This is a genomic window from Syntrophorhabdaceae bacterium, from assembly GCA_028713955.1.
Lineage (GTDB): Bacteria > Desulfobacterota > Syntrophorhabdia > Syntrophorhabdales > Syntrophorhabdaceae > UBA5609.
Genome location: JAQTNJ010000079.1, coordinates 1 through 12975 on the forward strand (window position 1 = coordinate 1; position 12975 = coordinate 12975).

At 48.0% G+C, this 12975-nt stretch carries 16 protein-coding genes; 14 read left to right on the forward strand and 2 right to left on the reverse strand.

What is annotated here, in order from left to right:
• The 3 genes from PHU49_08375 to trxA form a co-directional block, all read left to right on the forward strand.
• Nucleotides 1-496 (forward strand): molybdopterin-dependent oxidoreductase (locus PHU49_08375; protein ID MDD5244018.1); only part of this gene is annotated, 496 nt, incomplete at its 5' end.
• Between the two features lie 70 nt (nt 497-566).
• Nucleotides 567-746, forward strand: a complete 180-nt coding sequence (locus tag PHU49_08380) for a zinc ribbon domain-containing protein (GenBank protein MDD5244019.1) — start codon at nt 567-569, stop codon at nt 744-746.
• Nucleotides 747-853: 107 nt separating this feature from the next.
• Nucleotides 854-1177 carry a thioredoxin gene (gene trxA / locus PHU49_08385; GenBank protein ID MDD5244020.1) on the forward strand — a complete coding sequence of 108 codons (324 nt, stop codon included), beginning with the start codon at nt 854-856 and terminating at the stop codon, nt 1175-1177.
• On the opposite strand, the gene bamD is transcribed toward trxA, so the two are convergent.
• Nucleotides 1174-2424, reverse strand: a complete 1251-nt coding sequence (gene bamD / locus PHU49_08390) for an outer membrane protein assembly factor BamD (protein MDD5244021.1) — start codon at nt 2422-2424, stop codon at nt 1174-1176. The genes trxA and bamD overlap by 4 nt on opposite strands.
• A 63-nt stretch (nt 2425-2487) precedes the next feature.
• On the opposite strand from bamD, the gene PHU49_08395 reads away from it, so the two are divergent.
• The 11 genes from PHU49_08395 (at nt 2488) to PHU49_08445 (ending at nt 11775) form a co-directional block, all read left to right on the forward strand.
• A complete protein-coding gene (locus PHU49_08395; GenBank protein MDD5244022.1) occupies nt 2488-3099 on the forward strand; it encodes a class I SAM-dependent methyltransferase in 612 nt (203 codons plus the stop codon).
• A 35-nt stretch (nt 3100-3134) separates the two neighbouring features.
• Nucleotides 3135-3893, forward strand: a complete 759-nt coding sequence (locus PHU49_08400) for an AAA family ATPase (GenBank protein MDD5244023.1) — start codon at nt 3135-3137, stop codon at nt 3891-3893.
• On the forward strand, nt 3893-4705 hold the full coding sequence (locus PHU49_08405) for a ParB/RepB/Spo0J family partition protein (protein ID MDD5244024.1): 813 nt from the start codon (nt 3893-3895) through the stop codon (nt 4703-4705). Before PHU49_08400 ends, PHU49_08405 begins: the two co-directional genes overlap by 1 nt.
• A 431-nt stretch (nt 4706-5136) precedes the next feature.
• Nucleotides 5137-5565 carry an ATP synthase F0 subunit B gene (locus tag PHU49_08410; protein MDD5244025.1) on the forward strand — a complete coding sequence of 143 codons (429 nt, stop codon included), beginning with the start codon at nt 5137-5139 and terminating at the stop codon, nt 5563-5565.
• Complete coding sequence (locus tag PHU49_08415) at nt 5562-6056, forward strand: ATP synthase F0 subunit B (protein ID MDD5244026.1); 495 nt, start codon at nt 5562-5564, stop codon at nt 6054-6056. Before PHU49_08410 ends, PHU49_08415 begins: the two co-directional genes overlap by 4 nt.
• Complete coding sequence (atpH, locus tag PHU49_08420; protein MDD5244027.1) at nt 6053-6595, forward strand: ATP synthase F1 subunit delta; 543 nt, start codon at nt 6053-6055, stop codon at nt 6593-6595. Before PHU49_08415 ends, atpH begins: the two co-directional genes overlap by 4 nt.
• A 5-nt stretch (nt 6596-6600) precedes the next feature.
• Nucleotides 6601-8109 carry a F0F1 ATP synthase subunit alpha gene (gene atpA / locus PHU49_08425; protein ID MDD5244028.1) on the forward strand — a complete coding sequence of 503 codons (1509 nt, stop codon included), beginning with the start codon at nt 6601-6603 and terminating at the stop codon, nt 8107-8109.
• Between the two features lie 9 nt (nt 8110-8118).
• A complete protein-coding gene (gene atpG / locus PHU49_08430) occupies nt 8119-8982 on the forward strand; it encodes an ATP synthase F1 subunit gamma (protein ID MDD5244029.1) in 864 nt (287 codons plus the stop codon).
• Between the two features lie 13 nt (nt 8983-8995).
• Nucleotides 8996-10414: a F0F1 ATP synthase subunit beta gene (atpD, locus tag PHU49_08435; protein ID MDD5244030.1), complete on the forward strand. Its 1419-nt coding sequence runs from the start codon at nt 8996-8998 to the stop codon at nt 10412-10414.
• A 7-nt stretch (nt 10415-10421) separates the two neighbouring features.
• Entirely contained in the window at nt 10422-10826 is a 405-nt protein-coding gene (locus PHU49_08440; protein MDD5244031.1) for a F0F1 ATP synthase subunit epsilon, read from the forward strand.
• 295 nt (nt 10827-11121) lie between these two features.
• On the forward strand, nt 11122-11775 hold the full coding sequence (locus tag PHU49_08445) for a nitroreductase (protein ID MDD5244032.1): 654 nt from the start codon (nt 11122-11124) through the stop codon (nt 11773-11775).
• A 119-nt stretch (nt 11776-11894) separates the two neighbouring features.
• On the opposite strand, the gene PHU49_08450 is transcribed toward PHU49_08445, so the two are convergent.
• Nucleotides 11895-12791, reverse strand: a complete 897-nt coding sequence (locus PHU49_08450; GenBank protein MDD5244033.1) for a rhodanese-like domain-containing protein — start codon at nt 12789-12791, stop codon at nt 11895-11897.
• Nucleotides 12792-12975: the final 184 nt, after the last annotated feature.

Below are 12975 nucleotides of genomic sequence, written 5' to 3' on the forward strand. Positions count from 1 at the left end.
AAAGCAGTTTGCCTGGCAAGAGATTGTCTCAATGCCGAAGACGATTGCCGATGCGCGGCTTACGAGCGTCACACGGTTTTCTGTCAGAGGGAAATGGGGAGGTGTGAAGGTTGCCGATATCCTGAAGGTTGTAGGAGCGTTGACCTCGGTACGGTATGTGAGGTTCTGGTCTTACAGGAAGATCTATGATACGTCGGTTCCCATCGATGTAGCCCTCAAGGAGAGGATGCTGCTCGCATATGAGTTTGACGGCGACCTTCTGGAGGAGGATTACGGAGGCCCCATCAGGGTATTCTGCCCCTATCTCTGGGGATATAAATCGGCAAAAAGCGTTGTGAAGGTCGAACTGACAGATGGCTATTCCCCGGGATTCTGGGAACAGCGCGGTTATACCGACGACGCCGCGATTGAAGCCGGGGTAGTGCGCGACATGAATGAAGGAGGGAGGGTCAGACCTATCCCCGATGGTGAGGTTATCAGGTTTCTCGATGAATGACATACAATTGACAAAACTACCATCAGGACTTATTAATAATCCATAAAGGATATGTATAAGGAGGTTTATTATGCCTATCTATGAATATAGATGCAAGCAATGCGGGAATGAATTTGAGGTCATACAAAAGGCAGACGATAAGGAACCTCCCTGCCCGAAGTGTGAAAGCAAGGACATAGAAAAGAATCTGTCCGTAACCCATACAGGACAGGGTTCCTGCGGGGCGCCCAGGAAATCACCTTTTTCCTGAAAGTAGAATACTGAGAACAGCGGAGCTGTTCTGCAAAAAATAGAGCTGTCAGCGTTAAGCTGTTTGCTGATGGCCGATAGCTGGTCGCTGACTGCAAGGAGGATATTATGAGTAACACAACAGCTGTTACGGATAGTGCATTTCAAAAAGAGGTACTGGAGTCGGATATCCCGGTGCTCGTTGATTTCTGGGCAACCTGGTGCGGACCATGCCAGGTCATGGGGCCGGTGCTTGATATCATTGCCGATGAGTACGCCGGGAAGGTCAAGGTCTTGAAACTGAATGTTGATGAAAACCAGGCAACCCCACCAAAGTATGGTATACGGGGAATACCGACATTAATCCTTTTTAATAAGGGTCAGGTTGTTGATACGATCGTAGGCGCCCAGCCCAAGGGCAATGTCGACACCCTCCTGAAAAAGGTTGTTTAACGTGGCTGGACGGTGATGCGAGCCTTCTTGTCCTTTTCACCTTCTATGACAACCCTGTCCTCGTTGACATAGTATGTAACGAGTTCACCGGTCAGTCTGTCCTGACCTGAGATAACGACCACATTTTTCTTAAGGGTTATCTCCCTTTTGTTATTATCAAAAATGGCCTCTTCGCTTGTTGCAGTCCGGTCCTGTTTGACGATCTTGACGTTACCCTTTGCATAGGCCTTCTCTATCTCGTTAGTATCCTCGCTCATATATGCCTCTATGACATCAGCGAATATAAAGAGGTCCTCCTGCTTCGCAATAACACTGCCCTTGAAGATGACATATTTCTCTTTGTCGAAGCCCTCCATTGAATCAGAGACGATGTCGATGGGTTTTTTCTCGTCAAAGAACGACAGGCCCTTGTCTTTTTCATCTTTTGGAGGTTCTGCTCTTGCGACCTGCTGTGGCGTCAGTTCGATGTTCCTCTTCTTTCTGTCCTCGAATGGAATAAGGGGGGCGGTAGCCTTCACGAGCTTTAGTTGCCTTCTTCCCCGGACAACAGCCCTGGCATAGATACTTTTCGGGTATTCGTTCTTTAAACGTTCTAAGTAATAGTCACTTTTCTCCTGGTATCCAAGTTCTTTGTTGGCCTGGCTCAGGTAGTAAAGCGCCTTGTCAGTGCCCGCGGCGTTTGGATATTTTTTCAACAGGTATTCGAGTCGTATGATGGACGCATTGTACTGGTCTGTCCTGTAATAGAATTCCCCAACATATAGTTCACGGTCGGCAAGTTTCTGTATCATCTTTGCGAGTCTTGGCGCGCTCTCTTTTGTGTGTATGCTCGCAGGGTAACGGTTTTTGAGATACGTAAGCCTTTCGATGGATCTCAATATATAGGATTGATCCCTGTCTATCGAGAGGGACGCCTTATCGTAACATTCTCCCAGGCGTGCGAGAACGTATGGAATATTTTCATCCTCCGGGTGGGATTTGAAAAAGTCTTCATACACACCGATGGCCAGGAGGTATTCCTTCTGGGCAAAATAGACGTCACCCAGTTTCACCGTGGCGATAAGGGCCATGGGGTCAAAGGGGTAGTTTTCGCGGATGTATGAAAATTTTTGGATCGCCTTGTCGTACTTCTTGTCTTTCAGAAGGTTGACGCCTTCCACGTAGAGGTCGCCCGGGTTGCCGGCCTGTTTTGGTGTTTTGGCGGCGCACGAGCAAAGAAGCAGGAAGGCGCAAAGAATAATGATCATTTTTGTCGGCATCCTTTAGTATAACAGAAGGAAAAAAATTATGCTATTCTTTCTGTTGTGAAATTGAGGCAACTGATAGAAGATGGTTTACGATATTTTCAGGTTCAATATAATGAACAAACTATTGCCGATATCATTTATTACGTAGAAGAGCTTGAAAAATGGAATAAACATATCAATCTTGTGGGATTGAAAAATGCAGAAGCGGTCGTAAGGGTGCTATTGTACGACGCATTCTTTATTGACCGGTTCATAAAGGGAAGCCGCACTGTCCTCGACCTTGGTTCAGGCGCAGGGGTACTCGCAATCCCTGTAAAGATCCTGAATAGCGATATGAGCGTTATTTCAGTGGACAAAAACATGAAAAAGATCCAATTCCAGAGGCATATCGCAAGGAGACTTCACCTGAAAGACTTCACCACGCTCCACGAGAAAATAGAAGAATTAGACGCCATGGAGGTCGACACCCTTCTTGTCAAGGCCTTCGGAGGTATGAAAATGATCTTTGAAAAGGGTGGCAGACATGTACGGGAGGGAGGGCGTGCCCTGATGATGAAGACCGACAGGGACGAGCCCGTAGACGCTGAGGGTTTTGTGCTTGAGGAGACGATCCCTTACAGGTTGCCGCTAAGCGAAAAGGCCCTCAGGATTTTTATATATAAAAAGGTTTCATAGCAATTCTGTTTTATGGTATTGTAAAAGGGAACTTCATGGTAATATCCATTGCGAATCAAAAGGGGGGCGTCGGCAAGACCACGACAGCCGTTAATCTATCGGCATCGATGGCCGTTGCGGAACAGAAGACCCTTGTCATCGATATGGATTCCCAGTGTAACACCTCATCGGGTTTTGGTATATCTTACAACAGCCTCTACGATCACATATACCACGTCCTTATTGGTGAAAAGAAGATCGGGGAGGTCATCAGAAAGACCGAGATCCCGTTCCTCGATATTGTGCCCTCACATCCCGACCTTATCGGCGCGGAGATAGAACTGCTTGACACGGAGGAACGCGAATTCGCGCTAAAGAAGGCCCTCGCGGATCTGAAAGATCACTATCAGTATATATTTATTGATTGCCCGCCCTCGCTGGGTCTTTTGACCATTAACTCCCTTGCGGCATCCGATTATGTCATCATTCCCCTGCAATGCGAGTATTTTGCCCTTGAAGGACTTGCCCTGCTTCTAAGGACCATATCGATCATCAAGAAGAAATTGAACCCGGACCTTGAGGTGCTCGGGATCCTCCTGACCATGTTCGACAGGAGAAACAATCTTTCTTTCAGGGTGTGGGAAGAGGTGAACAAGTGTTTCAGCGACACAGCCTTCAAGACAGTGATACCGAGAAACGTAAAACTGAGCGAATCGCCGAGTCATGGTAAGCCCGCGATACTATATGATATAAGTTCCCGCGGCGCAGAGAGTTACCTGCGACTTGCTTCAGAAATCCTGGCAAAGAGGAATTAATGGTAAAAAAGGATCCCCTGGGAAGGGGACTTCAGGCGATACTCAGGGACATAGAAGAAAAAGGCACAAGCACGTTCATCCCCGTTGATCAGATACTGCCGAATCCAAATCAGCCAAGATCCGTCATAAATAATGATACCATTGCCGACCTTGCCTCATCGATTAAGGCAAAAGGCATCCTTCAGCCTCTTATTGTTAAAAAGAAGGATAAAAAATATCAGATTATTGCAGGGGAAAGGCGTTACCGGGCAGCAGTGCTTGCGGGACTCCGGGAGGTCCCGGCAATAATACGGGATGCCGACGAGAAGGAATCCCTGGAGCTTGCGCTTGTAGAGAACCTTCTCCGGGAGGACTTGAACCCCCTTGAGGTTGCCGTGGTCTATGAAAAGTTCGTTGAGGAGTTTGACTATACCCACGAAGAGGTTGCGAAAAGGGTGGGGATTGACAGGAGCTCTGTTTCCAACGCTCTCCGTCTTTTGAAGCTGCCGGTATGGATAAAGACATTGCTGCGTGAAGGAAAGTTGACCCAGGGCCATGGAAGGGTGCTCGTCTCCCTGAAGAATGAGCGGGAGCAGAAGCGGTTTGTCGACAAGATTGTCAAACAGGGAGTTTCCGTAAGAGACCTTGAGCGGGCTGCGCGCAAGAAGAGTCCCTACAAGGGTTCCCAATTTGCCGTCATAGAAGAGGATCTGAGAAAGTCCCTTCAGACCAAAGTGAATATTACGTTTCGAAGGAAAAAGGGAAAGATCATCATCGAATTTTATTCAGAGGAAGACCTCGAAAGGATTACGGAACTGATCACAGGGGAATAAAGGGCAACGGAAAGTCAGCTATCAGCTGTCATTGCGGGCGCAGCCTGGCAATCCCATTCAATTCAATAGATCGCCACGTCGCTTCGCTCCTCGCGATGACAATACGATAAGGAACCTCGAACGTAGAACTTTGAACGTTGAACATATTTCTCCTTCCGCCTTACGCATTACGACTCACGGGTGTTTCGCTATAAGCCATGAACTATTAGCTATTATTGGGGCTTGCCCGTGGGAATATATTTGTGAATTCTGGTGCCCGGACGATGTTTTATTCTAAAATTAAAAGATTTTTTATCTTTTTATTTTATATAGTTTCCGAACAAGAAAAATATTTGTTGTTATTGGGAATAAAAAAATTGCAAATCAGGGCATTTTATGATAGATACGATATGCGATAAGTGAAATAATTCTTAAAGTCATAGGAACACAATATGATAGATTTTAATTATACGCTACTCATACAGTTCGTTAATTTTCTGATTTTACTCATACTTCTCAATTTCCTCCTTTTTAAGCCCGTACTCAGGGCGATGAGCAAGAGGGAGGGAACCATCAATTCCCTCGCCGATAGGATTCAAAAGGCAAAAGAGGAAATGAACGTGTTTGAAAAAGAATATGAGGAGAAGGTGCGGGAGCAAAAAAAGCCGATCATTGCGGACAAAGACTCAACCATAGCTGAGGCACATACAGTGTCTATGCACATTATAGAAAAGGCAAGAGCAGAGCTGTCCGGTGAACTCGAGCGGGTGAAAAGCGAGATCGAGGGCGAGAGTAAAAAGGTTTTCGATTCACTCAAAACAGACGTGAAGAGACTATCGACAGAGGTTGCCCAGAAGATACTGCAGAGGAGTCTCTCATGACACAGGGCGGAGAGTCATTATTATCGTGGGTATTTAAGTTTTTGAATTTTGCCGTACTCGTCGGCGTCCTCATAAAATTTGGAGGAAAGCCGCTGAAAGATTATCTCCAGAACCGTCATAACACAATCAAGACAAAGGTTGAAGAAGCGAACAGGATGGTGCAGGAAGCGGAATTGCTTAAAACGCAATACGAAAGAAAACTTTCACAGCTTGACGATGAGATGGAGACCTTCAAGAAGGCTGTCATCGAGGAAGCTCAGAAGGAGAAACAGAAGATCATTGATGAGGCAACAGAGTTCGCCTCCAGGATCAGAGAGCAGGCACGGATCGCTTATGAACAGGAGTTGAAAGACGCAATGAGCACGATCAAGGAAGAGATCGCACGGCTCACCATGGAGCGGGCGGAAAAGCTCATTGCAGAGAAGCTGACAAAAGAAGACCACAACAGGATGGTCGGTGATTTTATTGAAAAATTAAGGAGCTTGAATTGATAAGCCGGTCAATTGCAAAACGATACGCAAAAGGCTTATTTGCGGTGGGCGAAAAGAACGGGAAGTACAGAAGCTACTTTGAGGAGCTTGAAGGTGTTCTAAGTGTTTTTGACAAGGAACAGCGACTAAAAAAGGCGCTCATGCTCCCTCTTCTCGAGGTGCAGAAACGAAAAGAGCTCCTCAGTGATGTCATGAGGGCCCTCGGTGTTTCACCGTCCGTATCCAGTCTTTTTAATATACTTATTGAAAATAACCGGATGGGCTATCTCCCGGTCATCAGGGATGTGTACCAGGAGCTTGTGGATGACAAAGAGGGCATGGTAAGAGGTACCCTCTGGACAGCATATCCCCTTGAGGAAACCTCCAGGAATCGTATTGCCGAGGTCTTGAAAGATAAATTCAACAAAGAGGTTACCCTTGAAACGCTCGAAGATAAGAGCCTCATTGGCGGGGTAAAGGTAGTCATAAAAGGGACTATTATTGATGGCAGCGTCAAAAAGCAAATCGAGACTTTAAAGGAAAATATATTGGAGGAGTAATTTCTATGGAGATCAAGGCCGATGAAATAAGCAGGATCATAGAACAGAAGATAGCCGGTTTCGAAAAAGAGATCAATCTTGAGGAAACGGGGATTATCATCTCTATCGGTGACGGTATTGCAAGGATATACGGATTGGAAAACTCAATGTCCGGCGAGTTGCTCGAGTTCCCGCAGGGGATCATCGGTATGGTTCTGAACCTTGAAGAGGACAACATAGGCGCTGTTGTTTTCGGTGAAGATTACAAGATCAAGGAAGGGGACCTCGTAAAGCGGACGGGCAGGATTGCCCAGGTTCCGGTGGGTGAAGCCCTTATCGGAAGGGTTGTCGATGCCCTTGGAAATCCCATTGACGGGAAAGGCCCCATAGAAGCCAAAGAGTTCCGTAATGTCGAACAGATGGCGCCGGGTGTGGTTGTGAGACAGCCCGTGAAGGAACCTATCCAGACAGGCATAAAGGCGATCGACTCCATGATACCTATCGGAAAAGGGCAGAGAGAACTTATCATCGGCGACAGGGGCACGGGCAAGTCGGTTATTGCCCTGGACACGATCATAAACCAGAAAGGGAACGACGTATTCTGCATATATGTGGCTATCGGGCAGAAAAGATCATCTGTTGCAAGGACGGTCGATCTGCTCTCCCAGTATGGCGCTATGGAATATACGACGGTTGTGGCGGCCACGGCAAGTGAAGCAGCGCCGCTGCAGTACCTCGCGCCATTTTCCGGCTGTGCTATGGGCGAGTATTTCAGGGACACCGCCAGGCATTCGCTGATTATCTATGATGACCTTTCCAAACATGCCGTTGCATACAGGCAGCTTTCCCTCCTTTTACGGCGTCCACCGGCCAGGGAGGCCTTTCCGGGCGACATATTCTACCTTCATTCAAGGCTTCTGGAGAGGGCAGCAAAGTGGGATGATCCACATGGTGGAGGGTCCCTGACAGCGCTGCCTATTATTGAGACACAGGCAGGTGACGTCTCCGCATATATTCCCACGAACGTTATCTCCATTACCGATGGGCAGATATACCTCGAGCCCGAGCTATTTTACGCAGGTGTAAGGCCGGCGATCAACGTAGGCCTCTCTGTTTCAAGGGTTGGCGGCAATGCCCAGATCAAGGCCATGAAACAGGTCGCAGGGAGACTGAGACTGGAACTGGCGCAGTACAGGGAAATGGCGGCTTTTGCAAAATTCGGCAGTGATCTCGATAAGGCAACACAGGGGCTCATCGCGAGAGGTTCACGCCTTACTGAATTATTGAAACAGGGGCAGTACGTACCGATCCCCGTCGAAAAAGAGGTTGTGCTCCTCTATGCAGGGGCAAACGGATATATTGATACCTACCCTGAAAGCGCATTGAAAAAGTACGAGCAGGAACTGTTTAAGTTTATGGATGAGAAATATCCTGATGCGCTTGCGGACATCAAGGCAAAGAGAGAGATCGACTCATCCATTGAAGAAAAGCTTTACAAGGCACTCAATGAGTTCAAAACAATCTTTACATATTAGGATCACGCAATGGCAACGCTGAGGGATATAAAGCGAAAGATAGCAAGCATCAATAGTACCCAGACGATCACGAGAACGATGAAGATGGTTTCTGCCTCGAAGCTGCGGAGGGCGCAGGAGGATCTTGAAAAGGTCAGAGATTATGCGCTGAAGATAGAGGAACTCACCGGACGGGTCATTCAGAATCTGCCCGATGATGTCCACCCGCTTCTTGCCGGAAGGGAAGAGGTCAAGAGAGTGCTCGTTGTCGCTATCGCATCTGACAGGGGCCTCTGCGGTGGCTTTAATCTCAACATCGGTCTGCATGTGGAAAATTTTATCAGGCAGAACAGGCACCTCTACGAAAGGATCGGGGTATACACCTTCGGGAGAAAGGTAAATGATTACCTGCAGAGAAGGAAGCATGATATCGTGAAAAGTTTTGTTGATGTGAAAAAGATCGATAGGGAGATTGTTGACGTCATTGCAGGACACCTTATCCAATTTTACACATCAGGTGAGTTCGATAAGATCTATCTCGCATATACATGTTTTCGTTCCCCCATAAAACAGGAGGTTGTCTTCGAGGAGTTTATCCCTATCAGGAGAACCGATAGCGATGAGGACTACATCGACTATCTCTGCGAACCGGAAAGGTCCAAGATCGTAGAAAGCCTTATCCCTAAATATGTGAGCACGAAGATATACTATGCGCTTGTAGAATCACAGACATCCGAGCATGCAGCCCGTATGAGCGCCATGGAAAACGCAACCAGTAACTGTGGAGAGATGGTGAGATACCTCACGCTTGTATATAATAAGAGAAGACAGGAAGGCATAACCAATGAAATGATGGACATCGTTGGTGGTGCTGAAGCCTTGAGAGGAACATAAAGGAGGAAAATCAATGAGCGTGGAAGTCAAGGGAAAGATTGTACAGGTCATCGGGACGGTTGTAGATTTCCGGTTTCCGTCTGATAACCTTCCACCAATATACGGAGCAATATTTGTGACGAACCCCACCATCAATGATAAGCCTGAAAATCTTATCCTTGAAGTGGCTCAGCATATCGGTGACAGCACTGTCCGTTGTATCGCGATGAATACCACTGACGGGCTGAAAAGAGGCCAGGACGCGACGTATAAAGGTTCGCAGATCACTGTTCCCGTGGGAAACGATATCCTTGGCAGGGTGCTCAACGTCATCGGGGAACCGGTTGATAACGGCCCTGCGCTTAAAACAAAGATGACCTACCCGATCCACAGACCGGCGCCTTTATTGACGATGCAGAACACGAAGATCGAACTCCTCGAAACAGGCGTGAAGGTCATTGACCTCCTTGAACCCTATTCGAAGGGCGGGAAGGTCGGCCTCTTCGGCGGCGCCGGCGTCGGCAAGACCGTTGTCATCATGGAGATGATCCATAATATCGCAATGCACCATGGTGGTATATCGGTCTTCGGCGGAGTCGGTGAAAGGACAAGAGAAGGGAACGACCTCTGGCTCGAGATGAAAGGCTCCGGAGTCCTTGACAAGTGCGCCCTTATCTATGGTCAGATGACTGAAGTCCCTGGTGCGCGTGCAAGGATAGGATTGACGGCATTGACGGCTGCAGAGTATTTCAGGGATGAGGAAGGGCAGGACGTGCTTCTCTTTATCGATAATATATTCAGATTTACCCAGGCAAACTCAGAGGTTTCGGCATTGCTCGGAAGGATGCCATCGGCAGTCGGTTACCAGCCGACCCTTGCGACAGACCTTGGTGAGCTGGAGGAAAGGATCACATCCACACTGAAAGGCTCCATAACATCGGTACAGGCTATCTATGTACCTGCTGATGACCTTACAGACCCGGCTCCGGCAACGACATTTGCCCACCTTGATGCGACGACGGTTCTCTCGAGACAGATATCTGAGCTTGGTATCTATCCGGCCGTTGACCCTCTCGATTCTACAAGCCGGATCCTCGACCCCAAGGTGGTAGGCGAAGAGCATTACCAGGTAGCCCGGGAGGTGCAGAGGATACTGCAGAAGTATAAAGAACTCCAGGATATCATCGCGATCCTTGGCATGGACGAGCTTTCTGAAGAGGATAAGCTTGTCGTTTCGAGGGCGAGGAAGATCCAGAGATTCCTCTCACAGCCATTCTTTGTCGCAGAGGCCTTTACGGGCCAGCAGGGAAGATACGTGGCGTTGAAGGACACCATAAAAGGCTTCAAAGAGGTCGTTGAAGGGAAACACGACGAGCTTCCTGAGCAGGCGTTCTACATGGTTGGAACCATTGAAGAGGCCGTAGAAAAAGCAAAACAATTCATGGGAGATTGATCTATACATGCTTGATCTTGAAATTATTACGCCCGAAAAGGTCCTTGTTAAAGAACAGGTAGATATGGTGGAAGCCAAGGGGACGAATGGTGAATTTGGTGTACTTCCCGGCCATACGCAATTTCTGACTATCATTGAGATCGGCGAGGTCAGATATATAAAGGATGGAACAACAAATTACCTCGCAACGAGCGGCGGGTATGCAGAGGTCGTTGATGACAGGGTAACGATCCTTCTTGACGATGCGGAACTTGCCGAGGAGATTGATGTCGAAAAGGCAAAACGCGAGATGGAGGAGGCTGAAAAGGCCCTAAAAGTACTCGCATTTGATGAAATAGAATATAAACTCATGGAGATGGCATTATTCAAGGCAATTATGAAGATAGAGGTTGCATCCAAAAGACATCTCTGAGCTGATAGTCTGCCTTGAGAAAATATTTTTTGTCTCTTTCCTTCTGAAGATTTTTCCTTTCGTAGTTTACAATAATACTCTATTATAATAATGTAATGTATGCGGTATAACAATACCGAGTTGCATTCAAAAATAGTACCCGCAAGCGGGTATCCGGGCGACGAGGAGCCGACGTTATATATTTTATAGCCCATTCTTGGGCGAGAAGGGAAGGCTCCACGGACCGGGGCACCCACCCGGTGGGTGGGTCGCGTGGAGGGGGCGACGTGAGCCCCAATTAAAGGAGGTATGGTATATGGACCTGTTTAAGACAATCGAAGAAAGGAAAAGTATAAGGGCGTTCAAACCCGATCCCGTAGCGAGAGAGAAGGTAGAGGAGATCCTCCGGTGGGTAACCAATGCGCCTTCGGCGATTAACCTCCAACCCTGGGAATTTTTCGTGGTCATGGGCGAGGAAAAGCAACGCTTAAGCAGAAGGCTTATCAAATCATACAAGGAAAAACAGATATCATGCAGTCCGGGGAACGTGAAGCCCCTGGCTGATGAATTTACAAAAAGAGGTGTCCAGTCTTTTCAACTGATGGATCCCTATCTCAAGGAGATGGGGACAGAGTTCAACGCATTCATCAACGAAGGGAGCTGTAATTTCTACGGAGCCCCCGTGGCGGTGATCCTCTGCCTCGATAATGCCTTTTCCAAGGCCCGCCTCGTGGATATAGGGATAGCACTGGCCTATCTTGTCCTTGTTGCGCAGGCGAGCGGCCTCGCTACGTGTCCTATCGGGCTCATCAACGCATATGCAGACGACATCAAAGAGATGCTCGACATCCCCGACAACAAAGACGTTGTCATCGGGGTTGCCCTCGGTCATCCTGACATGGACAGCCCGGTTAACCACTTTAAAACACCGCGGGAAGGCGTCGACAGCTTCGTGAAGTGGATAGACTGATATTATAAACTCAGTGAAATGTGAAAGGTAAAATGTGAAATGTTGTAAACTTCTTACTTCTCACGTTTCACCTTTCACGATATCAGCCATAAGCTGGTTCTTAAACGCGATCTATGGTGCTACTGTTCCAACGGTGCCTTGGGATCCTTTGTCCATTCCTCGGTGGAGCCGTCGTAGACCTTGACGTCCTTGTAGCCGAGCAGGTCTGTCAGCAGAAAAGACCATACGCTGGCGATCTTGCCTGTATCGCAGTATGTGATGATCTCTTTCCCCGTGTCTTTTCCGACGACCGCAGAGGCAATGCTCATAAGCTCTGTTTTGTCTTTATAGGTCCCGTCCTGCTTGTATATTTTTGAGGCAGTGGGGAGGTTGACCGCCTTGGCGATATGGCCGGGTCTGGAGACAAAATCGAGCTTCTTCACGCCTTTGTAGAAATCCGGTTCCCTTACATCAACGATAACAGCCTTTCCGATGCTCTTCATCACGTAATCCTTCTTCGCGAAGAGACCCGCATTCACCGTTGCCTTGTATGGTTTTACCTTTGGTTTTACCGCGTCCGTTGACAGTGCCTTTTTCTCAGCGGTCCACTTATTATACCCGCCATCGAGGATGGCGATGTTCTGGATGCCGGCATATTTCAAGGTCCAGGCAACCCTTGTGGGGTCCGCGCGGTCGGACATATTGTCGTTCTTGCCGGCGATAACTACAATCGAATCACTGCCGATGCCGGCACCACCGATTACGTCGAAGAGATCGTCGGCAGCAGGGAGCTCATTGCGTATACCGCCTTTCATAATTGCCCATGAGCCATAGAATGCATTCACCGCATTTGGTATGTGCCCTGCCTTGTAGTCTTCCACCTTCCTGATATCGACGATCACCACTTTCGGATTGTTGATGTTTGTTTCAACCCATGCAGTATCGACGATCGGCGCCACATCTCTCGCAAAAGAGACAAGGGGCAATGAAAGAATGCAAAGCACCAGAATCAACAAGCTTACCCTGATCTTTTTCATTATGTTTTCCCTCCTATTTTTTTATCGGCTTTGGCGCATAGACCAGACCTTCGTTCGCCTTTGAGCCGTCCTTCAGAAGCATATCCTTCGTGAGAAAATCCTTCTTCTCGTCATGGCACATCTCACACGAGCGGGTCCGTTCCGTCCTCTTCCGGATATTATGCGGCGCCGTATCCCAGTAGTT